The sequence below is a fragment of the Vannielia sp. ABF1_015 genome (assembly GCF_056160745.1).
Window position 1 is genome coordinate 1,371,885 of the sequence record NZ_JBSWXT010000001.1, and the last position, 24,297, is coordinate 1,396,181.

The 24,297-nt window shown below is 63.9% G+C and carries 24 protein-coding genes; 18 read left to right on the forward strand and 6 right to left on the reverse strand.

What is annotated here, in order from left to right:
* Positions 1-3: 3 nt before the first annotated feature.
* The 5 genes from ACXAG6_RS06880 to ACXAG6_RS06900 all read right to left on the reverse strand — a co-directional run bounded on the left by ACXAG6_RS06880 (position 4) and on the right by ACXAG6_RS06900 (position 6,808).
* Entirely contained in the window at positions 4-1,959 is a 1,956-nt protein-coding gene (locus ACXAG6_RS06880; RefSeq protein WP_475336374.1) for a TRAP transporter permease, read from the reverse strand.
* 124 nt (positions 1,960-2,083) lie between these two features.
* On the reverse strand, positions 2,084-3,181 hold the full coding sequence (locus ACXAG6_RS06885) for a TAXI family TRAP transporter solute-binding subunit (protein WP_475336376.1): 1,098 nt from the start codon (positions 3,179-3,181) through the stop codon (positions 2,084-2,086).
* Positions 3,182-3,361: 180 nt separating this feature from the next.
* Positions 3,362-4,516, reverse strand: coding sequence for an acyl-CoA dehydrogenase family protein (locus ACXAG6_RS06890; RefSeq protein ID WP_475336379.1), 1,155 nt, complete (start codon positions 4,514-4,516; stop codon positions 3,362-3,364).
* Positions 4,513-5,574: an acyl-CoA dehydrogenase family protein gene (locus ACXAG6_RS06895; RefSeq protein ID WP_475336381.1), complete on the reverse strand. Its 1,062-nt coding sequence runs from the start codon at positions 5,572-5,574 to the stop codon at positions 4,513-4,515. Before ACXAG6_RS06895 ends, ACXAG6_RS06890 begins: the two co-directional genes overlap by 4 nt.
* 10 nt (positions 5,575-5,584) lie before the next feature.
* A complete protein-coding gene (locus ACXAG6_RS06900) occupies positions 5,585-6,808 on the reverse strand; it encodes a CaiB/BaiF CoA transferase family protein (RefSeq protein ID WP_475336383.1) in 1,224 nt (407 codons plus the stop codon).
* 132 nt (positions 6,809-6,940) lie between these two features.
* On the opposite strand from ACXAG6_RS06900, the gene ACXAG6_RS06905 reads away from it, so the two are divergent.
* From ACXAG6_RS06905 to ACXAG6_RS06940, 8 genes are all read left to right on the forward strand, one after another.
* Complete coding sequence (locus ACXAG6_RS06905) at positions 6,941-7,405, forward strand: MaoC family dehydratase (protein WP_475336385.1); 465 nt, start codon at positions 6,941-6,943, stop codon at positions 7,403-7,405.
* Positions 7,406-7,591: 186 nt separating this feature from the next.
* On the forward strand, positions 7,592-8,287 hold the full coding sequence (locus ACXAG6_RS06910; RefSeq protein WP_475336387.1) for an EthD domain-containing protein: 696 nt from the start codon (positions 7,592-7,594) through the stop codon (positions 8,285-8,287).
* Between the two features lie 70 nt (positions 8,288-8,357).
* On the forward strand, positions 8,358-9,500 hold the full coding sequence (locus ACXAG6_RS06915; RefSeq protein ID WP_475336390.1) for a TAXI family TRAP transporter solute-binding subunit: 1,143 nt from the start codon (positions 8,358-8,360) through the stop codon (positions 9,498-9,500).
* 399 nt (positions 9,501-9,899) lie between these two features.
* Complete coding sequence (locus tag ACXAG6_RS06920) at positions 9,900-10,745, forward strand: tripartite tricarboxylate transporter substrate binding protein (RefSeq protein ID WP_475336392.1); 846 nt, start codon at positions 9,900-9,902, stop codon at positions 10,743-10,745.
* Positions 10,690-11,268: a tripartite tricarboxylate transporter TctB family protein gene (locus tag ACXAG6_RS06925; RefSeq protein ID WP_475337934.1), complete on the forward strand. Its 579-nt coding sequence runs from the start codon at positions 10,690-10,692 to the stop codon at positions 11,266-11,268. Before ACXAG6_RS06920 ends, ACXAG6_RS06925 begins: the two co-directional genes overlap by 56 nt.
* Positions 11,269-11,301: 33 nt before the next feature.
* Positions 11,302-12,834, forward strand: coding sequence for a tripartite tricarboxylate transporter permease (locus tag ACXAG6_RS06930; RefSeq protein ID WP_475336394.1), 1,533 nt, complete (start codon positions 11,302-11,304; stop codon positions 12,832-12,834).
* A gap of 3 nt (positions 12,835-12,837) precedes the next feature.
* The gene (locus tag ACXAG6_RS06935) at positions 12,838-13,437 is read left to right on the forward strand and encodes a flavin reductase family protein (protein WP_475336396.1); all 600 of its coding nucleotides are present in this window, start codon (positions 12,838-12,840) and stop codon (positions 13,435-13,437) included.
* Positions 13,434-14,246 carry an alpha/beta fold hydrolase gene (locus tag ACXAG6_RS06940; RefSeq protein ID WP_475336399.1) on the forward strand — a complete coding sequence of 271 codons (813 nt, stop codon included), beginning with the start codon at positions 13,434-13,436 and terminating at the stop codon, positions 14,244-14,246. The genes ACXAG6_RS06935 and ACXAG6_RS06940 overlap by 4 nt, the downstream gene beginning before the upstream one ends.
* 53 nt (positions 14,247-14,299) lie before the next feature.
* Here the strand turns inward: ACXAG6_RS06940 and ACXAG6_RS06945 are convergent, their stop codons facing one another.
* Positions 14,300-15,214, reverse strand: coding sequence for a LysR family transcriptional regulator (locus ACXAG6_RS06945; protein WP_475336401.1), 915 nt, complete (start codon positions 15,212-15,214; stop codon positions 14,300-14,302).
* Positions 15,215-15,318: 104 nt separating this feature from the next.
* Here ACXAG6_RS06945 and ACXAG6_RS06950 point away from each other — a divergent pair, with 104 nt between their 5' ends.
* The 10 genes from ACXAG6_RS06950 (at position 15,319) to ACXAG6_RS06995 (ending at position 24,297) form a co-directional block, all read left to right on the forward strand.
* A complete protein-coding gene (locus tag ACXAG6_RS06950) occupies positions 15,319-15,798 on the forward strand; it encodes an esterase (RefSeq protein ID WP_475336403.1) in 480 nt (159 codons plus the stop codon).
* Positions 15,795-16,358 carry a peroxidase-related enzyme gene (locus tag ACXAG6_RS06955; protein ID WP_475336406.1) on the forward strand — a complete coding sequence of 188 codons (564 nt, stop codon included), beginning with the start codon at positions 15,795-15,797 and terminating at the stop codon, positions 16,356-16,358. Before ACXAG6_RS06950 ends, ACXAG6_RS06955 begins: the two co-directional genes overlap by 4 nt.
* A 12-nt stretch (positions 16,359-16,370) precedes the next feature.
* On the forward strand, positions 16,371-16,745 hold the full coding sequence (locus ACXAG6_RS06960) for a Rid family detoxifying hydrolase (RefSeq protein WP_475336408.1): 375 nt from the start codon (positions 16,371-16,373) through the stop codon (positions 16,743-16,745).
* A complete protein-coding gene (locus ACXAG6_RS06965) occupies positions 16,735-17,871 on the forward strand; it encodes a PLP-dependent cysteine synthase family protein (protein WP_475336410.1) in 1,137 nt (378 codons plus the stop codon). The genes ACXAG6_RS06960 and ACXAG6_RS06965 overlap by 11 nt, the downstream gene beginning before the upstream one ends.
* 188 nt (positions 17,872-18,059) lie before the next feature.
* Positions 18,060-18,995: a LysR family transcriptional regulator gene (locus ACXAG6_RS06970; RefSeq protein ID WP_475336411.1), complete on the forward strand. Its 936-nt coding sequence runs from the start codon at positions 18,060-18,062 to the stop codon at positions 18,993-18,995.
* A gap of 8 nt (positions 18,996-19,003) precedes the next feature.
* The gene (locus tag ACXAG6_RS06975; protein ID WP_475336413.1) at positions 19,004-20,461 is read left to right on the forward strand and encodes an NAD(P)-binding domain-containing protein; all 1,458 of its coding nucleotides are present in this window, start codon (positions 19,004-19,006) and stop codon (positions 20,459-20,461) included.
* Complete coding sequence (locus ACXAG6_RS06980; RefSeq protein ID WP_475336415.1) at positions 20,458-21,321, forward strand: alpha/beta fold hydrolase; 864 nt, start codon at positions 20,458-20,460, stop codon at positions 21,319-21,321. Before ACXAG6_RS06975 ends, ACXAG6_RS06980 begins: the two co-directional genes overlap by 4 nt.
* A complete protein-coding gene (locus ACXAG6_RS06985; protein WP_475336417.1) occupies positions 21,318-22,238 on the forward strand; it encodes an ABC transporter permease in 921 nt (306 codons plus the stop codon). The genes ACXAG6_RS06980 and ACXAG6_RS06985 overlap by 4 nt, the downstream gene beginning before the upstream one ends.
* A gap of 11 nt (positions 22,239-22,249) precedes the next feature.
* Entirely contained in the window at positions 22,250-23,107 is an 858-nt protein-coding gene (locus ACXAG6_RS06990) for an ABC transporter permease (RefSeq protein ID WP_475336418.1), read from the forward strand.
* Positions 23,104-24,297, forward strand: coding sequence for a M24 family metallopeptidase (locus tag ACXAG6_RS06995; protein WP_475336420.1), 1,194 nt, complete (start codon positions 23,104-23,106; stop codon positions 24,295-24,297). Before ACXAG6_RS06990 ends, ACXAG6_RS06995 begins: the two co-directional genes overlap by 4 nt.

Consider the following 24,297-nt stretch of genomic DNA (forward strand, 5'->3'; position numbering starts at 1 on the left):
CGGTCATCCGGACTCGCCCGCCTTCAGGCTGCGCGGGCGGGTGGCGTAGCCAACGCCATAGACCAGCGCGAGCGCGCCAAGCCCGGCAAGGTCAGACATCCGCTCCGGCACCAGCAGGCAAAGGCCGCCCGCCAGCAAAACCAACGCCTCCCAGCCCTTCGCGCGGCGGTTCAAGAGGTAAAGCCAGCGCTCCGAGGCCGCAGCCAGCATCAGGATCGACAGGATCGCGGTAGAGACCGAACGGATGATATCCGGCCAGTCGCCCTGCAGGATCAGGCTGGGGTTCAACACAAAGAGGAACGGCAACACAAAGAGGATCGCGCCAAGCCGCATGGCGGTAACGCCCGTGCGCATCGCCGGAGCCTTGGCAATGGACGAGGCCGCCACAGCCGCCATCGCCACCGGCGGCGTGATGTAAGAGAGCATCGCCCAGTACAGGATAAACAGGTGGCTCGCCATCTGGCTGAAGCCCCCCTGCACCAGCGCGGGGGCGAGCACCACAGCCAGAAAGATGTAACAGGCCGAAACCGTCATCCCCATCCCGAGGATGAAGGAGGTGAACGCGCCGAAAAGCAGCAGCAGGTAAGGGTTGCCGCCCGCGTATTGCAGCAGCTCGCGCGAAAAGGCGTTGCCCACCCCGGTGATCGCCAGCGCGCCGACAACCATGCCAACGCCCGCCAGCACGCCCACCAGCATCCCGATGGTCGCGCCCGTCTCCATCACCAGCCGCAGCACCGGCTCCAGCACGTTGTCCTTGCGGGCCCGGATCAGCGCGGTGACAAGCAGCAGGATGGTCACATAAAACGGGGCCTTGGCCTCGGCGTTGGTGGCTAGCAGCATCACCACAAGCGCAACGAGGCTGATCAGAAAGACCCAGCCGGAACGCAGCACCAGCAGGAGCTTCGGCAGTTGGTCGCGCGGCAGGCCCTTGAGCCCGTTCTTGGCGGCGTAGCAGTCGGTCTGGATCAGCAGCACAAGGTAGAACAGCAGCGCAGGCACGGCGGCGGCCACCATGATGTCCGCATAGGGCACGCCCATGAAGGAGGCCATGACAAAGGCCACCGACCCCATGACCGGGGGCATCAAGGCACCGCCGGTCGAGGCACAGCTTTCCACCGCGCCCGCATAGGCCGGCGGGTAGCCGCATTTCTTCATGGTCGGGATGGTCATCGCGCCGGTGGAGATGACGTTGGAGATAACACTGCCCGAAAGCGAGCCAAAGAAGCCCGACGACAGGATCGCCACCTTGGCCGGGCCGCCCCGTGCATGGCCCATCAGCGCCGAGGCGAGGTCCATGAAGAACACCCCGCCGCCCGACACGGTGAGCGCCACGCCAAACACGATGAAGCCAATCAGCAGGTCGGCGATCACCCGGATCGGGATGCCAATGATGCTCTCCACGCCAAGCGAATGGCTGAGCACGGTTTCGGGCAGGCTCAGCTGCACGCCCCAGAGAAAGCCGGGGAGATAGCCGGTATAGAGCGGGAAGGCGGCAAAGATGGCGCAGATGATGAACAGCGGCATACCGGCGCAACGGCGCACCGCTTCGAGCGACAGCAGCACAAGCCCGCCCGCCATGAAGGTCACGGGGGTGGGGGCCACGTATTCCCAGCCACGGTTCAGGATCTCGTCGGTATGCGCGGCGAAATACAGGCAAATGCCAAAGGCCAGCGCCGAAAGCGCCCAGTCATACCAGCGCACCCGCGCCGCATCGGCCTCCCGCGCCGGGTTCGCCAAGAAGGCCACCGGCATGAACAGGCCAACGATGATGTAATAATAGGAGGTGCTGATCGGCCGAAAGCCCAGCGTCTGCAGGTTGAAGATCTGGTTGACGATGATCGCCAGACCTACCGCCGACAGAACGAAGGTCACAAACCACGCCGCACCCGAAAGGCGCTGCTCCGGTTGCGACCAGAGCTTCGGGGCGGGGGCGGCGATGGGTGTATCTGCTGTTTGCATGGTTGGGTCCGGAAATCAGGGGCGTAAGCGCGGCCCTAAAGAGGGGTGGGCAGCGCGAAAGACAGGCTTTCGCGCCGCCGCCGTCATCGGGCACCCCGGTCTGGGGCAGGGGTGCCCGAGTGGCTCAGTTGAGCATCTCGGCCTTGTAGGCCTCCCAATAGGCGGGCCAGTCCTCGTCGGAGACACCCTCGGCATCGGCCTTGGCCAGCGCTTCGGGCCATGCAGCCTTGATCTTCTCCAGCTCAGCCAGCCGCGCCTCGTTCCACGCGTCGTCTTCCGCGTCCCACACACCCTTCTCGCGCAGATACTTGATCGCACCGGGGTGGAAGGGCGCACCGGCAGGGGAGGTGCCGGCATCTTCGAGGTTCCAGCGGTTCATCACCTGGTTGCCGTCTTTGAACAGGTCATAGCTCTCGTCGAGCGCCTTGATCAGGGCATAAACCTCGTCATCGCTGACATCGGCATAGGTGGCGAGCTGCGGGTAGCGATAGCCCAGCAGGTCCGCCGGATCATCCTCGGAGATGCTGACGCCAACGGTCATCTGGGTGGGCGAGAACACCGGCGCGCTCTCACGCACCCTTGCCCAGCCCTCTTCGTCCGAGCCCGGCATGTCCAGCCAACGCACACCGCGCCCGCCTTCAGCCTCGCGCAGCGCGGCCACGGTGGGGGTCACGGTGACAACGTCGATCTCGCCTGCAATGAAGCCCTGCACCATCGCGCCGTAGCCCGGGTAGGTCACAGCCTCGATGTCATCCTTGGTCAGCCCGCCAAACGCCAGTTCGGCCGCGATGTTCATGTCGATGGACGGGTTCGCCTGCACATAGCCAACCTTCTTGCCGCGCACATCGGCAACCGTCTGGATCTCGGTATCGAGCCCGGTGATGAGGCCCACGGCGGCAGGGCGACCAAGCAGTACGCGGGTGTCCTGCGGGCCCCAGTCCTTGGCGGCAAACTCATAGCTGGCTTCGGCGGCAAACAGAATCTCATTGCCCATGAAGCCGAAGTTCGCGCGCTTGGTCTTGAGCGGCAGCAGGCGGCCAATGCCGGTGCCCGAAGGCGTGATCCGCACGGTAGCGCCGAATTTCTTGTCGAGCGCATCGGCCATCGCCGAGGCTTCCACATAGCCGGTCGAGCCAAGGTCGTAGGATGTCCAGACCATGGTCTTTGGCAGCGCGCTGTCCTGCGCCGTCAGGGCCTGGCCCGCAAAGAGCGCAACGGACATGGCCGTTGCCTTCAAGAAGTTGGATCGCAGCAAGTTATTTCCTCCCATTGCTCCGGAAACTTATCGCACGGTGATCGCGCCACGGTGGTGTCTCGCCCACCATCTTAGGGGAGCGACTTTGTAAAAGTCAATTTTATACTTTTATTGTTTTATTGGGGTTTTCAGACCCTTGCGAGGCGCTCAACTCGGCAGTTCGAGAATCGCCTTGGCGAGCATGTTCCGCATGATCTCGGTCGAGCCGCCAAAAATGGTGGTGGGGCGGGCCGACAGATAGGTCGCGGCGGCGTGCAGCTGCCGGTCGCCCTCGGGCGGATGCGCCAGCCCGGCCTCCTCGCCCGCAACCTCCATCATCAACTCCGAGATCCGCTGGTAAAGCTCGCTCTGGAAGATCTTCAACATCGCCACGTCCGCCCCAATGGGCCGTCCGTCCCGCAGCATGTCCACATAGGTCTCAAACAGATCGCCAAGGTCGGCCACATCGCACTGCAGGGCCACGTAGCGATCCCGAAACACCGGATCGTGCCAAACACCGGCCCGCTGCGCGATGCGTTTCAGCCGGGTCATCGCAGCAGCCGAAAGGCGCGGCGCTCCGATAAACACCCGCTCGTGCCCAAGCAGGGCCTTGGCCGCCGTCCAGCCCTCATTCACGCCGCCAACAATGTGATCGGCAGGCACGCGCACGTCGTCAAAGAACACCTCGCAAAACTCCGCCTCGCGTTCGAGGTTCTCGATGTTGCGGGTGGTGACTCCGGGGGCATCCATCGGCACCAGCAAAAAGCTGATCCCGGCTTGCTTCTTCACCGTCTTGTCGGTGCGGGCGAGGATGAAAATCCAGTTGGCATCCATCCCGAGGGTGCACCACGTCTTCTGCCCGTTGATCACCCACTCGTCGCCATCCAGCACCGCCTCGCAGCGCACCGCAGCAAGGTCCGAGCCCGCGCCGGGCTCGCTGTAGCCCTGCGCCCAGATATGCTCGCCCGAGAGGATCTTGGGCAGGAATTCCTCCTTCTGCGCCTCGGTGCCGTATTTGAGCAGCAGCGGGCCCAGCATGACCGGGCCGATATCGTTGACCCGGGCAGCGCCATAGCGCTCAAATTCCTCGATCAGGATCAGGTGCTTGCCCGCCGTCAGCCCCATGCCGCCATGCTCGCGCGGCCATGTCGGGCAAATCCAGCCATGCTCGGAGAGCACCAGATACCACGGCTTGACCTCCTCCCAATGCAGGCGGCTCAGCGCATAGCGCGGAATATCGGGGTAGTTGGTTTCCACAAAGTCACGGGCCACCGCACGAAACTCGGCATCACTCATCGCGTTGAAATCGGGCAGGTCTTTCATGCGGCCTTCTCCTCGTCCTCGTCGAGCATGTGTGCCAGCAGCGCACGCAGCCCGCGCGGTGCGCCAAACAGATTGGCCTCGCTCATCGCCTTGCGCACGAACAGCCCCACATCGGCCTCGTCCGTAATCCCCATTGCGCCGTGCATCTGCACCGCCTCGCGCGCAACATGCATCGCCAGTTCCGCCGCCCGCAGCTTGACCCGCGCCGCGCCTCGCGCCCGGGTGAGCGCATCGGCCCCGGTGTCAAACCTCCGGGCCGTGGCAAAGATCGCCGCCCGCGACAGCTCAAGGCTCACCTTCATCTCGGTCGCCCGGTGCTGAAGCGATTGGAAGCTCCCGATTGGCCGGTCAAACTGTTTGCGCACGCGTAGGTAATCGAGCGTGATCTCCAAGGCCCGCTCCGAGAGGCCCAGCAGATAGGCCGCATGGGCCAGCGTCGCGTCCTCGATCACCGCCTGCGCCGAGGGGCAGGGAAAAAGCGCGGCATCCGCCTCGAAGGTGATCGTGCAGAGCTGGCCACCATCCAGCGTGTCCGCCGCCTCGATCGTGGCGGCCTCGCGCGGTAGCACCGCCACACCATCACCCGTGAGCACCGCAATCAGATCGGCCCCGGAAGCCCCCTGAACGGCGCATTTGCGGCCCTTTAGCTGGCCACCTTCGGCACCGCCCTGCCAAGTCAGGCTGCCCACGGCATCCTGCCAGGCCCAGGTCATCACCTGTGCACCGGTCATCGCTTCTTCCGGCATGTTCTCCTGAAGCAGCGCACCGGCCATGATCGCGGGCAGCACCGGCTCGGGCAGCAGCCCGCCGCCCAGCACCCGGGCCAATTCGCAGGTCTCGCGCATGCCAAGGCCCAGCCCTCCGGCCTCCTCGCCCACGCGCATCAGGAACAGCCCCAACGCGCCCGCCTCGGCCATCACCGCGCGGTCATAGCCCGGCCCGTCAAACCGCGCCTTGCGCACCCGGTCCAACGCGCCATCGGCAGGCACAATCGCCCGCGCGCTCTCCACGATCATCCGGGCGTTCTCAACCCACTCTTCGCTCATCGTTCCATCCATCCCCAGCGTCCTACTTTACCGCGCCCGCATCGCGCAGCGCGGCCACCTCATCCGCGCCAAGCCCCATTTCGCGCAGCACCTCGTCGGTGTGCTCCGCATGAAGCGGCGGGTGGCGGCCATCGGGCGTGCTCGAAGCAGAAAAGCGCACCGGGTTGCCCACGTAGCGCACCCGCCCCGCGCGCGGGTGGTCGAGCGCCTTCAGCAACCCGCGCTCCTGCACCTGCTCCATCGCAAACACGTCTTCAAAGCTGTTGAGCGGCCCGGCGGGGATGCCAATGGCCTCCAACTCCGCGTAGCAGCTATCGGCCTGCTTTTCGGCGAGCTTCTCGGCGATCATCGGCACCAGCACGTCGGCATTGGTGACGCGGGCCAGGTTGGTGGCAAATCGGGGGTCTTCGGCCACACCCTCCAGCCCCAGATAGTCGCAAAAGCGGGCAAACTGCGGATCATTGCCAATGGCAATCATGATCGGCCGGTCGGCGCAGTCGAAGGCCTGCCACGGGCAGGTGATCTGCGAGGCCGTGCCATTGCGGCGCGGCAGCTTGCCCGAAGAGAGGTAGTTCATCGCCATATGCGAGGCGGCGTGGATCTGCGTGTCGAGCAGCGCGATGTCGATAAACTGGCCCTCGCCCGAAACCGCATCGCGGTGGTTGAGCGCCGCGAGAATGGCCGAAACCGCGTATTGCCCGGCGGTGATGTCGGAAATCGAGTAGCCCACCAGCGCAGGCCCCGCACCGGGCAGGCCATCGGCGGTGCCGGTCATGCTCAAAAGCCCGCTCATCGCCTGAAAGATCGGGTCATACCCCGGCAGATGCGCCATCGGGCCGGTCTGGCCAAAGCCGGTGATCGAGCAGTAAACCAGCTTCGGGTTGATCTCGGCCACGGCGGCATAGTCCAGCCCGAAGCGGGCAAGATTGCCGGTCTTGAAGTTCTCGATCAGCACATCGGCTTCGGCAATCAGCGCCTTCGCCAGCCTCTGGCCCTCGGGGTGCTTCAGGTCCAGCCCGATCGAGCGCTTGCCCCGGTTCATCGCAAGGAAAGAAGAGGTCTCGCCGGTCGATTCCCCGTCGGGGCCAAGGTGCGGCACGCCCATGCGGCGCACATCGTCGCCGCCCTTCACATGCTCCACCTTGATAACGTCGGCCCCGAAGTCGGCCAGCATCTGGGCGGCCCACGGGCCAGCAAAGACACGGCTGAAATCCAGCACCTTGATATGACCCAAAGCTCCGGCCATCCGCAGCCTCCCTTCTGCAACAGTTGCTCATACCTGCGACGAGTCGGCCCGCTTGTGCAAGATAAAAATTGTAATTATGATTTATTCACTCATTGCCCTGTGTCGGGCAGTCTGATCAGGAGGACAAGCGGGATGGTCACAGTAGAAACCGCGATGGATCTGGCCCATCACACCGGCAAGCCGCTTGGCGCGACCGCGTGGATGGAGATCACCCAGCCGCAGATAGACGCCTTCGCCGACCTCACCGGCGATGACCACTGGATCCACGTTGATGTCGCCCGCGCCGCCCGCGAACAGCCGGGCGGCAAGACCATCGCCCACGGCCTCTTCCTGATCTCCCTCATCCCCCGCCTGCAACGCCAGCTCTTCAAGATCGAACGCCGGGGCGCAGGGCTCAATTACGGCTACGACCGTGTCCGCTTCACCGCGCCCGTCCCGGTGGGCAGCCACGTGCGACTAACCCAAACCATCACCGCCGCCACACGGCGCGGTCAGGGCACGCAGCTGGCAATAACCTCAACCATCGAGATCCAAGACAACGCCCGCCCCGCATTGGTCGCAGACGGCCTGCTGCTCATAGGCGACCCGCCGCCCTAGGCCCTCCGCAAAAGGCCGGCGCAATCGCCGCCCACGCAAACGCGCCTTGCCTGCGCGGGGCAGGGGAGGCGCGCTATCGCCACACGCAGGAGCCTGACGATACGTCAGGGGGAGCAAACCGACGCTTGGTCACATGAGTTAATAAAGTAGCTCTATAGTTCCGCCCGGAATGAGGAGGCCGCTCTTGTGATTAAGTCAATTTCCTTTCTGGCACGAAAACCGGGCCTGTCGCGGGCCGAGTTTCTGGACCACTGGCGCAACGTGCACGCCCCGATGTGCCACAAGGTTCCTGGCCTCAGAGGATACACCATCTCTGTCGTCGCGCAGGACCACAGCCGCGCCGATGTGCCCGCTCTGGATTTTCCGGAATTCGATGGCATCGCACAAACCTGGTATGATGACGCCGAAGCCCGCGCCGCAGCGGCGGCCTCCCCCGAAGGCAGCGCATGGCACCGCGACGGCGGTCAGATCATCGGCGGCATCCGCATGTTCGTCACCCGCGAGCAAACCGTGATCCCGGTCGCCTCCGACCCGCGCCCGCGCTTCAAGGCCCTCTCCGTCATTCGCAAAAAGGCGGAGCACAGTGACGAGGCATTCCACAACCACTGGACGCAGACTCATGCCGAAATGGCAAAGGGCGTGCCCGAGCTTCAGGGCTTCGTGCTGTCAGATCAGGTCTCGACAGAAGAGCGCGCCGATATCCCAACCCTGCCGCTCGACGGCCCGGTCGATGGATTTGCCGAGAGCTGGGTGCACGACCTTGAAGCACGCCGCCGCATGGTCGCCTCGCCAGAAGCAAAGGCGTGGTTCCGCGATGGGTCGCTCTTTCTCGGTCAGGTCCGCACCTTCGTGCTGGAAGAAACGGTGATGGTGCCGCTCTGAGGCGCGGCCCTGTCCACGTCAGGGCCAAAGCGGCCCGCAAGACAATCAATTCAATGGGAGGAAGAATCAGATGAACACCTACAGCCGCAGGTCGGCCCTCAAACTCGGCGCAATGGCGGGCATGGCCCCGCTTCTCTCGGCCCCGGCCCTGGCCCAATCCGATGCGCTGCCGGATACCCTCGTGTGGAGCACCTACGATCTGGGCTCCTCCGGCTATGTCGAAGCCTCCGCCATCGCCGATGCGATGGGCTCGGCCTACGGAACACGCATCCGCCTGCAACCCTCGGCCACCGCGCTTGGCCGCATCATGCCGCTGAAGCGTGGCATCGCCAACGCGGGCTTTCTGGCCAATGAAGTCTATTTCGCAACCCGCGGCCTCTACGAGTTTGCCGCGCGGGACTGGGGGCCGCAGGATATGCGCGCCGTGATCGGCCGACCGGCCACAACGGCCTTCGCGGTAACCAAGGAGAGCGGCATCAAGACGCTCGAAGACCTGCGCGGCAAGCGCATCGCCTATACCGTGGGCAACCCCTCGGCCATCATCAAGGCAGACGCGATGCTCGCCGGGGGCGGCCTGACGCGCGAAGATGTAGACATCGTCGATTTCCCGAGTTTCGGGGCGGCGCTCCGCTCGCTTCAGGAGGGTCTGGCCGACGCCGTGCTCGCTGGCAGCACCGCTTCCGTGCTCTACGAGCTTGAAAGCTCCAGCAGGGGCATTTCATGGATCGAGCTGGACCCGGATGACAGCAAGATCTGGGAGGCCATGAACAAGGTCATCCCGATCTTCGCGCCCTACCGCGAGACGGTGGGGGCTGGCATTTCGGGCGGGGATGGCGTCAACCTCGCCGCCTACCGTTACCCGATCATGACAGTCTATGCCGATGCCGATCCGGCCGTGGTTCGGGCCACGCTCGCGGCCATCGACAAGGTCTACCCGGATTTCGAGTCGGCCACAGCGATCATGCCGCAATGGAAGCTGGAGCTTTCCGGAACAGCGCCGATCGACGCCCCCTTCCACGAAGGCGCCGTGAGCTACCTCGGTGAACGGGGCGTCTGGACCGACGAGTTGGACGCATGGAACGCGGCCCAGACTGAGCAGCTGAACGCGCTGCAAGACGCATGGGCCTCGCTCTCTTCCAACAGCAGCCTGAGCGATGAGGCTTTTGCCGAGGCCTGGACCGAAAAGCGCAACGCGCTCCTGACCGGCCTGTAAACCAACCGGGGCCGCCGGAGCTATCCCACCAGCTACCCGCGGCCCCTCCGCAGCCGGCTTTTCACGGATGAGTGCTGCTCTGATCCGTCAAGCCCACCGATGCTGTTCCATTGCGCTGCATCGTCTTTCCATGCCCAAGCAATGCGGCACCCCGCCTAACCTTAAGTTAGTCTCAGGCGCTTGTGAAGTTATGGGTAGATAGTATCATATAGCTATGTTTTTAATTCTTGGGAGGATGGAATGAAACGGAATCAGCTTGGTTCGCTCGGGCGCGCCGGCCTTGGGCACATTGCTGCGGGGCTGCTCGCTATGGCCGCAGTCACAGGCGCGGCTCATGCCCAAACGGCATGGCCCAACGAAAAGCCAGTCACACTCATTGTTCCGGCAACACCGGGCGGAATGGTCGATATCCCCAACCGGATCGCAGCCGACGTGTTGCAGGAAGCAACCGGCGGGACATTTGTGCTCGAGCACAAGGCGGGCGCCGGTGGCACCATCGGGACGCAAGCCTTGCTCAGCGAGCCCGCCGATGGCTACACGATGCTGCTCATCAGCTCCGCGGCAACAATCGCGCCGGTGCTTTATCCCGACACAATCGGAAACCCGCTGGAAGACCTCGAGCCAATCAGCCTCGTCGCCGAGATCCCGGTCGCCATCTCGGTGCCGGCCGATAGTGATCTGACCTCGATCGAGGACGTGATCGAAGCCGCCAAGGCAGATCCCGACCTGCTGGCCTTCGGGAGCGGCGGCATCGGCAGCGGCAACCATCTGACCAGTGAGCGCCTGCAGCGCGAAGCCGGTTTCACCATGACCCACATTCCCTATGGCGGCGTCTCCGCCGCGAATGCCGGCATGCTCGCCGGTGAGGTCGACATGACCTTCACCAGCCTGACATCGGCGCGCAATCTGCAGGCGAGCGGGCAGGGCCGCATCATCGCCGTCGCCTCCGCCGAACGGCACCCTGCGCTGCCCGATGTGCCAACCTTGTCAGAAACCGTGCCCGGCTTTACCTCGGTCAATTGGTTTGGCTTCGTCGGTGCCAAGGGCTTCCCGGCAGACGTGCGGGACAAGATCCAAGCGGCCCTCCAAGCCTCGATCACCGAAGGCGACGCACTGGAAAGGGGCGAGAAGGCTGGTCTTACATTGCTGTTCTCCGGGCCGGACCCGCTTCGTGAGCACATGGAAAACGATGTGCCGCGCTTCAAAGCTCTTCTCGAAGAGCTTGGCATCGGCGCGCTCCAGTAAGCCCTCGAGCAAGTCGGCGGTCGGGCCCCGCGGCCCGTCCGCCCGCTTGCAAACCCTGCATCGGGAGGATGCCTTGCAACGCTTCTTGACCACCGACGTCATCGCCGGCCTTTTCATTCTGGTCGCCGGGAGTGCAATAGCGGGCTACTGTTACGCCTCATATCCAATCGGAACGGCCCGGAATGTCGGGCCAGCCGTCTTTCCGCTCCTCGTCGGTGCCTTCATGGCATTCTGCGGGCTTTTTCAAATTGTCATATCGCTGATGCGAGGCGGCCAATTGCCCGAAGTCGAGCTGCGACCGTTGCTCGCGGTGCTGGCCAGCCTCGTCACATTCGCGGTCTTGATCGAACCCTTGGGCATCATGCCCGCCGTCTTTTGCCTCACGCTGGTGAGCGGCCTCGCCCGCAAGGGCACCCATCTGGGAAAGATCTGCCTCTTGGGCGCGGGGCTCTCTCTCGCGGCGGCGGGGCTCTTCGGTGAAGTCCTCGGCATCTCCGCCCCGCTCGTGCGCTGGCCGTTCTGATATGGCCCGCGCCGCAAACACCGGACCACACCGATGAATTCCACCTTCGACAACATGGTCATGGGCCTCGCAACGGCCTTTTCTCCTGAAACGCTGATGTATTGCCTGATCGGGGTGTTTCTCGGAACACTTCTCGGCGTCATCCCCGGAATCGGCACCCTGATTTCGCTCTCGCTGCTGTTTCCCTTCACGTATTATCTCGATCCCACCTCGGGCATCGTGATGCTGGCAGGCATCTACTATGGCACCACCTATGGCGGCTCCATCGCCTCGGTGCTTCTCGGCCTGCCGGGCACGCCCGCAAACGTGGCCACCGTGGCGGACGGCCACGCGATGGCCAAACAGGGCAGGGCCGGCGTGGCGCTCTTCATGACAGCCATTGCCTCCTTCATCGGCGGCAGCGTCGGTATCCTGCTGATGACCTTCGCCGCACCGGCGATTTCGCGGCTGGGGCTCAGTTTTGCCGCGCCGGAGTATTTTTCGCTGATGCTGATGGGGCTCGTGGCGGCTTCAACCATGGCCTCGGGGTCGGCGGCCAAGTCACTGGCGATGGTCGCCTTCGGCATTTTGCTGGGGCTGGTCGGGCTCGATACAAACTCGGGCATCGCGCGGATGTCGTTTGGAATCCCTGAGCTTTCAGACGGGCTGAGCCTCGTCATCCTCGCCATGGGCCTGTTTGGCGTTGCCGAGATCGCCGGGTCGATCACCCGGCTTGGCGTCAACGCTGTAACGCAAGGGCGGGTCGGCTTTCGCTCCATGCTGCCGGGCCGCACCGACCTGAGGCGCTCGGCCGGTGCAATCGGGCGGGGGTCAGCGATTGGCTCCTTCTTTGGCACCCTGCCGGGCACCGGCGGGCTGATCGCCGCCTTCATGTCCTATCTGACCGAGCAGCGCCTCTCGCGCCGAAAGGACGAGTTTGGCAAAGGCGCGATCGAAGGGGTCGTCGGCCCAGAAAGCGCCAACAATGCGGCTGATCAAACAGCATTCATTCCGACGCTGACGCTGGGAATTCCCGGCAGCGCCTCAATGGCGATCATCCTCGGCGTCCTCATCATCCACGGCATCACACCCGGCCCGCTGCTCATTACCGATCACCCAGACCTGTTCTGGGGCCTGATCATGAGCTTCTGGGTCGGAAACCTGATGCTCCTCGTCCTGAACATCCCGCTCGTCGGGCTCTGGATCCGGCTGCTGAAGATCCCCTATCACTACATGTATCCCAGTGTGCTGGCCTTCTGCTGTCTCGGGGTATTCTCGGTCAACTCCAGTTCCTTCGAGGTCTGGATGATGGTTGGCTTCGGCATTCTGGGCTACGCAATGCGCCAGCTTTCCCTTCCAGCCGCGCCGCTCATCCTTGGCTTCGTGCTGGGGCCGCTGATGGAGGTGCATTTCCGCCGTTCGCTCCTCGTGTCGCGGGGCGATCCGGCGATCTTTATCGAGCGTCCGATCAGCGCCGTGCTCCTCGTGATCTGCGTTGTCCTGCTCGCGCTGGCGGTCGTCGGGCCGATGCTGGCGCGCCGACGCGCGGCTCTTGCGCCAAAAGAGTCCCGGTCGGGAGCAACTTGAGCCATGCACTACGATCCTATCCTCAAAGACCATGGCCTCCCGCATGACCCCTTCCTCGCCCTCGTCTCGCCGCGCCCGGTCGGCTGGATCTCCAGCCTCAATGAAGAGGGCGTGGTGAACCTCGCGCCCTATAGTTTCTTCAACGCGGTTTCAGTGCGGCCCCCGATCCTCATGTTCTCGAGCGCAGGCCGCAAACACAGTCAGGCCTTCACAGAGGGCGGCGGCGACTTCGTGGCAAACCTGGCCACCTATGACCTGCGAGAGGCGGTCAACGACTCGGCGGCCACTATCCCGGCGGAGCAGGGCGAACCGGCGCTGCTCGGGCTGGAAATGGCGCCTTCGCGTGCCGTGAAGCCGCCGCGCGTGGCGGCATCGCCGGTGGCGCTCGAGTGCGTGTATCTGGAGACGGTTCCGGTGCACGACCGTGACGGCCAAAAGACCCCCAGCAGCATGATCCTCGGGCAGGTGGTGAGCGTCTACATAGATGACGCGCTAATCGTCGACGGGAGGGTAGAGCTTGACCGGGCCCGCCCGTTGTCGCGCCTTGGGTATCTCGATTACGGCACGCTTGGCGAGATATTTGCCATGGAGCGAAAGCCATGAGAGCGTTCGATGTCACCTACCCGGAGCAGTTTGTCTCGGTGCCGGGTGCCCGTCTGTCCTATCGTGATAGCGGCGGCAGCGGGCCTGTCATGGTGTTTCTCCACGCGAACACAGGCACGACAGAGAGCTGGGAGCCGCAGTTTGACCACTTTGCCGCGCGGGGATGGCGGGTTGTCGGGCTGGATCGCCGAGGGCTGGGCGGAAGCCTTCCCAAGCCCGAGACTGGGCCACAGCCCGGCAGCCTCTCGGAGGATCTGGAAGCGCTGTTGGCACATCTTCGGCTCGGCGAGGTCGTGCTGGTCTCGGTCGCGGGCGGTGGCTTTCATGCGCTCGACTACACAGCTTGGAAGCCGGCGCGCGTGCGGGCGCTGGTGGTTGCAGCTTCCAACGGGCGCCTCAGTGAGCCTGCGGTGCAGGCGGCGATCACGGCCCTGAAGGTGCCTTGGCTGACGGAAGACAACCACCAATACCTCGAAATAAGCCCGAGCTACCGGCTGACCCAACCCGAGGGCGTAAAGCGCTGGCTCGAAATCGAACATCGTGCCCGGGCACAGGGCGGCGGGGTACTCCAGCCGCTGAGGGAGCCCAACACCTTCGCCAAGCTCGCCACCATCTCCGCGCCGACGCTGATACTTGCGGGCTGCGCCGACATGCTCTCGCCGCCCCCCCTCATGCGGCTCTGGGCGGATCATGTGCCGGACCATGAGTTCTTCACCATTGAAGGCGCAGGCCACGCATTGCCCTGGGAGTGCTCAGAACGCTTCAACGCAATTGTCGAAGACTTCTTGCAGCGTCGGCTTTCTGAATAGGCTGGCAAACCGGCACGCGTTGGCATTGCCGCTTGTCGCGCGGCAACGATCGCCTACGCCTCGCAGATCGCATTCAGACGGGTCGAAGCGTCGCGAAAACTCTGGCGCAGTGGCATTTCCAGTTCAGAAGGATGCCCCCCAGCTCTCCGGAAAAGCCCCCACGCGTAGGGAATCTCCGTCTGAAGCGAAACAACATCTGCCCCCGACACCCCGATGCCATAGGCCGATACGGGATCGACAATCGCGATGCCAAGCCCGGCGCGTGCTGCGACGATTGCGTTCAGCGAACTGTTGGTGGTCAACTCGCTCTGCGGCTCGATCCCTTCCTTGGCCAAGGCCGCGGTGATGGCGTGCTTGATCCGATAGCTGTTGCCAACCGTCAGAAGGCGCGTTGTCTTGAGGCGGGCAAGGTCCAGCGGGGCGGCCTCGGCACCGGGCGGCAAGATCGCCACCAGCGATGACGTTGCAGTGCAAAGACACTCGAGGTTTGCGTGTGCGAGCGGTTTGGAACAAAGGCCATAGTCGGCCGCACCACTGTCCAGCGCATGGGCAAGGTGCTCGGCATCCATCGTCGGTATGCCAACGCTCGGCGGCATCAACTCGGCCAATCCATGCAGGATCGCCGGCACAATTCCTGCGGCCATGGCCGGGGTGGCCGCCAAGGTGAGCGATTGCAGGCTTTCCTCCCGCAGGGCCGCGGCGCGCGTTGAAACCTGCCGAAACGACGCCAGCACCTGTTGCGCGTCCTCAAAAAACTTGAGCCCCTTCACGGTCGGAGAGATGCGCGGCCCGTTGCGCTCAAACAGCGAAAACCCGACAGCGGCCTCAAGGTCTTTGATCGTGCGCGTAACGGCAGGTTGGCCCACCTGCAACTGCCCGGCCGCAGCGGTCATCGACCCGTTCGCGACCACGGCGGCAAAGACCTTCAAATCCTGAATGTCGAAGGCGTCACTATTTCGGTTTGACATACTGCGGCCTCAATGTTCTACATTTAGCATATGAAGCGCACCACTATGCGCTCAGCGAATTATTAACACGCGCGCTGGACACGGGCCATGCGGAAAGAGCAACCATGACTTCAAAAGACGCGATTGACCTGGCCCTTGGAGCCTCCGGCGCCGAGACGTTGAAAGAATTGCGCAACCGCCGCCCGGCATTCGTTGATGGCAGCGAGGCGTGCCGCGCTTCGGTGCTCGACCCGCAGGATGATCTTGGCCTCAGCCCTGCGTTGCGAGCGGCCATCGCACGCCGCGTCGCCGCGACCGGCGGGAACGAGCGGGTGGTTGACGGCTACCCATGCCCGGAAGACCCCGCGCTTGCGGCCTTGGCAGAGGGAGATGAACCCACCGATGCCGCCTTGGCAACGCTTGCGCGATACGCCGACATGATTGCCGCAATGCCGTCTAAAGCCTCGGCAGAGGAATTACAGCAGTTGCAGCAGGCCGGGTTCTCGGTGCCCCAGATCATCGCCCTGTCGGAGTTGCTGGCACAGGTGTGCTACCAGATCCGCATCGTGCATGGGCTGTCCCTTCTGGCGGAGTCAGGCGAATGAGCAGTGCAATACCGCAAATCAAGCTGAAGCCGCTCACCTGGACCCCGCATCTGCCCCCGGTCGAGGTCGCCGATGCCACTCCGCGTCAGCTGGAGGCGATGAAGGTGACCCCTTCGGCCAAGAAGGTCTCCGCCTATGTCCGGACGCTGGTCCATGACCCCGACAGCTACGTCGCGCGCACGGAGCTCTTCAACGCGATCATGTATGCCGAGGGCGGGCTGCCGCGTGCAGATCGCGAGTTGGGGGCCCTCGCCGCATCCCTCATCAACGGGTGCCAATACTGCGCCAATGTGCACGCCCGCCAGCACGCCAATCTCACCGACCCCGGCGTGACATCCGCGCTCTACGCCGGCCGGCGCGATGCTCTTGGGCCACGTGATACCGCGATCTTCAACTTTGCCGAGGCGCTTACGGCAACACCGCCGCGCGCCGACCAGTCCCACATCGCCGCCCTCCGTGACGCCGGAATGGACGATGCGGAAATTCAGGATCTGATCCACGCCATCGCAATCTTTGGATGGGCCAACCGGCTCATGCACCCGCTCGGTCACTCCAGCTGAAAGACAACCAACATGACCCCTGTCGAAACTCCTGACGCCCCCGCAGCCATCGGCCCCTATAGTCAGGCGATGCGGATTGGCGACCTGCTCTTTGTTTCCGGCCAACTCCCGATCGACCCGGCAACCGGTGCCTTTGCGGGCGAAGATGCGGTCGCCCAGATGCGCCAATGCCTCGCCAATATCGCGGCAATCGCGGTGGCCGCAGGCACCGACATGTCGCGCACCGTTAAAACGACGATCCTGCTCACCGACCTCTCCGGGTTCGAGGCCGTCAATGCGGTATATGCCGAAGCCTTCAGCGCACCTTTCCCGGCGCGCGCCTGCTATGAGGTCTCTGCCCTGCCGAAAGGGGCGATGGTCGAGGTCGAAGCCGTGATTGGCTGCTGAGATGGTTCCGCACCCCACCGATTGCCGCGCCCTACCGCCCTTGCCGGACTGCCCTGAACGAGACTGGGCCTGCCGCGCCCTGACGCTTCTTCAGGGCGATGCGCACCGCTCGGCAGATACCCACCTCATCAAGCCTGTGTTCTCCGGGCTGGAGGGCATCTCGATCTACCTCAAGGACGAAAGCACCCATCCAACCGGAAGCCTCAAGCATCGTCTCGCGCGTTCTCTGGTGCTCTACGGCATCTGCAACGGCCATATCCGGCAAGGCACCACGCTGGTCGAGGCCTCTTCCGGCTCCACCGCCGTATCCGAGGCCTATTTCGCCAAACTTCTCAACCTGCCCTTTATCGCCGTCATGCCGCGCAGCACCTCGCCACAGAAGGTCTCCGAGATTGAGCGGTTCGGCGGCAAGTGCCACTTTGTCGATAGCGCAGCCGCTGTCTATGCCGAGGCGCAATCCGTCGCCGAGCAGACCGGCGGCCACTATCTGGATCAGTTCACCTTCGCCGAGCGCGCGACAGACTGGCGCGGCAACAACAACATCGCCGAAAGCATCTTCGCCCAGATGGAGAGGGAGCCGCAGCCGGTTCCGGAATGGGTGATCATGAGCGCGGGCACCGGCGGCACCTCGGCCACCATCGGGCGCTATATCCGCTATCGCAACCTTGCCACCCGCCTCTGTGTCGTGGATGTCGAGCATTCAGCCTTCTACGACTGCTACAAAACCGGCGACCGCATGGCCACCTGCGCCCAAGGCTCCCGCATTGAAGGCATCGGCCGGCCACGGGTGGAGCCCTCGTTTCTGCCGGAGGTGATCGACCACATGATCCGCATCCCCGATGTCGCCTCAATCGCGGCGATGCAGGTGTTGTCCGAAAGGATCTTCCGCCGGGTTGGCGGCTCCACCGGCACAAACTTCTTCGGCCTGTGCTGGACCGCCGCGCAAATGTTGAAGGAAGGCCGCAAGGGCTCGCTCGTGTCGATCATCTGCGACAGTGGCCAGCGCTACACCGATACTTACTACAATCAGGACTGGCTCAAGGCTCAGGGGTTCGACCTTGCGCCCTGGAAATTGGCGCTGGAGACCTTTCTCGACGGCGGGGAACTGGCGTTGCCACCAATCTGACGCTCTTGATCTCATCCGAATCATCAAGGCTCGCCTCGGCGGGCCTTTTTGCGTTTTAGGCATAATGACACGCCAAACATGCACAAAAAACAGGCAACTTTCATCCAAATTTTCGGATCTGGGAGGGCATGGCGCATTCATTCACATTTTGCATTGATTGATAAGATCAATTCACGTTCGCTGTTACCATGAACAGGAAAGACTTCCTCACCTTCCTCAAAGTTGCCGAGACCGGATCGGTCACCTTGGCCGCAGAGCTGCTTGGTCGCTCCCAACCGTCAGTCACACGCTGTTTGCAGGATCTCGATAATCGGCTGGGCTTTCCTCTGTTCGAACGGGCAGGCCGGCGCATCTCGCTCACACCCGAGGGTGTCGCCTTCGAAGAAGAGGCGCGGCGGATGCTGGCCATGCTCGATGACCTCCCAGCTCGCACGCGGGCCCGCGCCAGCCAGATGGAGCGGCCGCTGACCATTTCGGCCACCTACGCGCTCGGCACTGGCCTCGTGCCACAGGCCATCGCGCGTTGGCCGGCCCTTGAGCGCCCCCGCGAGATCCAACTGATCCAGGCCACGCCCAATGCCGTCGGGCAGGATCTGCGCAGTGGAAACGCCCGCATCGGCCTCGCCTCGCTTCCGCTGGATGTGCCCGGCGTGAGCGCCCAGCGCCTCTATTCCGCGCCCCTTGTTGTTGCAATCGCCGAGGCCCGGGCCGCCGAGTTTCCCGAAGGCCGCGCCGTTTCGCTCACCGAGATCGCGGAAGAAACCGTCGTAACCATGCTCGACCAGACCCGCCTTCAGGGCCGGATCCGGCAGGCGCTTGATGCTGCGGGCCTCGTGCCCGAGCGGACGATACGGGCAAACTCCTCGGTGCTGGCACTGCAACTGGCGCGGCTGGCCGACACCGTCGCCGTGGTGGAGCCGATCACCGCCTACGGCGCAACGCCGCCCGGGGTCATCCTGCGGCCCTTGGCCGAAACAATTGATTTCACCTTCGGTTTCTTCGTGGCCGAGGGCGCCGAAGCCACGGCGAGCACACAGACCTTCTTCGACCTCTGTGAAGAAACCCTCAAAGACCTCATCCCGCACATCCGCCGCATCGACGGTGCCCTCCCTTCCGAGACGTGAGACTGAAAATGACCGACCGCACAGAGGGGCTCAAAGCCCTCGAAGACCGCCTCGCCAAGGATCTGAGCCTGCTGGAGCTTCCCTCAAAGTCATGGGTGCCGCCCCGCACACATAACGGCCAGCCAGTTCGCGACGTTATCTTCGTCGGCGCAGGCATGTGCGGGCTGGCGGGGGCGGCGCGGCTGATGCTGGCGGGCGTCGACAACATCGTTCTCTACGACGCCGCGCCCGAAGGGTTCGAAGGGCCGTGGGAAACCTTCGCCCAGATGAAAACCCTGCGCTCGCCCAAAACCCTTGCAGGCCCCAGCCTTGGCCTGCCCGCCCTGACATTCCGGGCCTGGTTCGAGGCGCAGTGGGGCGAGGCCGCCTTTGAGGAGATGGACAAGATCCCCAAGGGCATGTGGATGGACTACCTGCGCTGGTATCGAGCCGTGCTCACCCTCCCCGTGGTCAACGAAACCCGCGTCACGCTGGTAGAGGACGCCGGGGAAGGGCTGATTGCCGTGACCCTGCAAGATGCTGCCGGCAGCCGCGTCGAAACCTGCCGCCACCTCGTGTTGGCAACCGGTCGCTCCGGCCTTGGCGGCGGCGCGACCCCGGAGTTTCTGACCAAGATAGACCAGCGCTTCTGGGCCCACAGCGCCGATACGATCGACTTCGACGCTCTCAGAGCAAAGCGGGTCATCGTGATCGGTGCCGGAGCCTCGGCGATGGACAATGCCGCCGCCGCGCTCGAAGCCGGGGCCGCTAGTGTCGACATGCTGATCCGCCGCAAGGAAATGCCGCGCGTCAACAAGATGACCGGGATCGGCAGCCAAGGGGTCGTCCACGGCATGCGGTATCTGCCTGATGCGTGGAAATACCGCTTCAACGATTACGTTAACGACGAGCAGGTGCCTCCGCCCCGCAGTTCCACCCTGCGTGTGACCCGCCATTCCAACGCAAGCACCTATCTCGGCTGCCCGGTCGAGGATGTTACCGAGGCCGACAATCACCTGTTGGTCAAAACCCCCTTCGCAACCTTCGAAGCCGATTACGTGATCGCGGCAACAGGGTTTCGCAACGACTTCACGGGCCGCGACGAATTCGCCAGCTTCGCCCCCCATATCCGAACATGGCGCGACGGGGTCTATGAGCCGTCAATGGGCTCGCCCAAACCCTTCATGACCGACGCGCCCTATCTCGGGGATGCCTACGAATTTCTGGAGAAAGAGCGCGGCACTTGCCCGATGCTGGCCCGGATCCACTGCTTCAACGATGCCGCCATGTTGAGCCACGGCAAGCTCTCGGGCGACATCCCTGCCATCTCCGCCGGTGCCGACAGGCTGATGCGCGGCATCGTTGCCGAACTCTTCGCCGCAGATGTCGAAAGCCACTTTGCCGGGCTGAAGGCTTATGACACCCCCGAGTTGCAGGGCGACGAATGGGTAGACGCAACGCCGAGCCTGCTGGAGGTTGCGAAATGAGCCTGACAGGCCGCGAAGACTACATCACGCTCAACGACTGCCGGTTTCGCTACCGGATCGACGGCGAAGACAATGCCGAAACCATCATCCTGCTGCATGGCGGGCGCGGCGCCGGAGACCATATCGGCGAATGGGGCGCCTATAGCGCGCTTGCAGATAGCTACAGGATCATCGCCTTCGACCAGCGCGGCTGTGGCCTGACCGAGATCGCCTATCCGATGAATTTTCGCCAATACGCCGATGATGTGGAGGCTTTCCGTCGCCACTTCTGCGGTGAAACCGGCAAGATCATCCTTCAAGGCGGCAGTTTCGGCGGCATGATCGCTCTCACCTACGCGGTGCATTACCAGCAGCACCTAAGCCATTTGCTCCTGCGCGGCACTGCGCCGAGCCACCACCACGAGGCCGAGGCGATCGAAACCTTCAAGGCGCGAATCGACAAGGTGCCGTCGGCCTCGCCTGAAATGATCGACAAGCTGTTCTCGACGACAATCACCGATGACACCGAGTTCCGGCTGATCTGGTTCGCCCTTCAACCGCTCTACTACGAGCAATTCGACCCGAACGCAGCGCTTGAGCGCACCCGCACGATGCATCTCCACGCCGAGACCCACAACGAGATGTTCCGCGAAAAGGAGCATGATCTGCGGGACGCGTTAAAGAGCATGACGGTCCCGACGCTGGCCTTCTGCGGCGAGAAGGACTGGGTCTGCCCGCCGAGCCAGACCAAGCTCATCGCAGAGCTTTGCCCCAATGCCACGGCGTGGCTCGTGCCGGGTGCGAACCATTCGTGCCATCAGGAAAAGACCACCGAAGTTGTCGCCCGCATTCGCGCCTTTCTGAAGGGCGAGCAGCAATGATTGGCTTCATCCTCCGTCGCCTTGGCGAGTCCCTTCTGGCCGTCTGGGGCGTCGTCACCATCGTCTTCTTCGTCACCCGCGTTCTCGGAGACCCGGCGGCGCTGTTGCTTCCCATCGGGGCCACTCCGGAAGACATCGAGGCGCTGCGCACCCAGCTGGGCCTCAACCTGCCGATCCTTGTGCAATACGGAAAGTTCCTCGTGAACGCCGTGCAGGGCGATTTCGGCATCTCCTTCCAGCACGGTCGGGATGCGATGCAGGTTGTGCTCGAGCGCCTGCCGGCCACCGCTTTGCTCGCCTTTACCGCCATCGCGCTCGGCCTGCTGATCGGGGCTTTGGCCGGGTCCATCGCGGCCCTCAAGCGGGGGCGGGCCATCGAGCTCTTGGTCATGGCAGTCGCGCTGCTGGGGCAGGCCACGCCCGTGTTCTGGCTCGGAATCATGCTGATCCTGTTCTTCGCCGTAAACCTCGGCTGGCTGCCCACCGGCGGCTACGGCACGATCTGGCACCTCATCCTGCCCGCCTTCACGCTGGCCGTCTTCGTCTCGGCTTCCATCGCGCGCCTGCTGCGTTCGTCAATGCTGGAGATCCTTCAGGAGGACTATATCCGCACCGCCAAGGCCAAGGGGCTTCTGCGCTCCACGGTCTTCTTCTGGCACGTCGCCCGCAACGCGTTGATCCCGGTGGTCACGATGACCGCGATCTTGACGGGCGAACTGCTCGGGGGCTCGGTGGTGACGGAGACGGTGTTCGCCTGGCCCGGCATAGGGCGGCTGATCATTCAGGCGATCGAGGCCAAAGACTTCCCCGTGATCCAGGCCGGTATCACCCTGATTGCCGCGATCTTCGTGCTGATCAATTTCCTTGTCGACCTGCTGTACGGGGTGCTCGATCCCCGTATCCGCACGGCCCGCTGAAGAGCCGCGATATGAAACATTTCCTCAAAGAACTCTCCCGCTCCAAGGCCGGCCTCGTCGGCGCGGTCCTGATCGTCGGCATCATCCTGATCGCTCTCCTTGCGCCGGTCCTTGACTTGCCAGACCCGACGCGCGGCGATCTGCGGGCACGCCTCGCTGGCCCAACATGGGAGGGGCTCTTCTCTCCCGGCGCCCACCCGCTCGGCACCGATGAGGTCGGTCGTGATATCCTCTCGCGCCTGATCCACGGCTCGCGCATCACTCTTCTCGTCGCCACCACCGCCGTGCTTCTGGGTGGCATCGTGGGCACTGTGCTGGGCATTGTCGCAGGCTATAAGGGCGGCATCATCGACCGCCTGCTGATGCGCCTCGTCGACATCCAGCTTGCCGTGCCCCTGATGCTGCTCGCGCTGCTGGTGGTGGCAGCCCTCGGCCCCTCGCTGCGCAACGTGGTGCTGGTGCTCGCGCTGACCTCGTGGATCCGCTACGCCCGGATCATCCGCGCACAGGTGCTCAGCTTGCGCGAGCGCGAGTTCGTCCAGTCGGCCCGCGCCATCGGCGCATCGACGAGCCGGATCATGTTCCTTCACATCCTGCCCAACGTGCTCACTCCGGCCCTCGTGGTGGGCACGCTCGAACTGGCCCGCGTCATCATCATGGACTCGGCCCTCTCTTTCCTCGGCCTCGGCGTGCAGCCGCCAACCCCCTCCTGGGGTCGGATGTTGGCCGATGGTCGCGTCTACCTCTCCTCGGCGTGGTGGGCCGTGACCTTCCCGGGCCTCGCCATCGTGCTGACCGTGCTGTCCGTCAACCTCTTCGGGGATTGGCTGCGCGATTACTTTGACCCCAAGACACGGAGCGCCAGATGAGCCTCTCTCCCGATACTCCCCGTCCCCGCATCGCCCGGCTCAAGGCCGCAATGGCCGCCGAAGGGATTGACGTACTGGTGTCGTTCAAGCCAGAACACACCTTCTACATGTCCGGGTTCAACCCGATCCTCTATTCCCACCCGGTCATCGCGATCCTGCCCGCAGAGGGTGAGCCCACGCTGCTGGTCCATGCCCTGCGCGACGCACATGGCCGCGACGAGGGCTTCGTGAGCGACCTGCGCGCCTACGGTGTCTGGTCCACCACCAAGACGATGGGCCCCAACTGGCAAGACGCGCTTGGCGCGATCCTCGCTGAAAAGGGGCTTGAAAGCGCTCGGATCGGGCTGGAAGCCGACAGCACTCCGGTCACACGGTGGAAGATCGTGGAAGGGCTCATGCCCGGTGCAGAACTGGTAGACAGCTCAGCCCTGATCGACCGCTGTCGGCTCATCAAGGATCCCGACGAAATCGCCAACGCCCGCATCGCCGCCCAAATGGCTGACCTCGGCATGGAGGCCGCGATTGCTGCGCTGGCCGCAGGCGGCACCGAGCGCGAGGCCCACACCGCCTCGCAAGCCGCGATGAACGAGCATTGGACCCACAAGCTGCCCGAGACGGTCGAAGTGGCCGATTTCGGCGGGCTCGAGGGTGGCATGGTCAACGGCTTGTCAACATGGGTGCTCTCCGGCCCCCGGATGTTCCGCAACTGCGACAACTCCATTCCCCGCAAGCCGCAGCCGGGCGAGTTCGTGGCAATCTTCATCTGGGCCATCGCCAATGGCATCCACGCCGAGAACGAACGCACCGTGGCCATCGGGCCAGCGCCGGAAAAACGTCGCCGGGCGCTCGATACGATCCTCAAGATCCGCGAAGAGACACTCCCGCTGATGACCCCCGGCACCCCGCTGGCGGAGCTCTACAACACTGCCAAGCGCGGGCTGATCGCGGCAGGCTACGATGCCAACATTCCGGGCCGCATCGGCCACACCATCGGCATCGGCGCCCATGAGCATTTCTCGCTCGATGGCAAAACCGACGTGATCCTCGAGCCCGGCATGCTCTTCACGCTGGAGCCCAACCTGCGCATCCCCGATCAGGATGTCTCGACCCAGATCTCCGACACCATCCTCATCACCGAAACCGGCCACGAGTTCCTGACAAAGTCGCGTGGCGGCTACATCGAGGTCTGA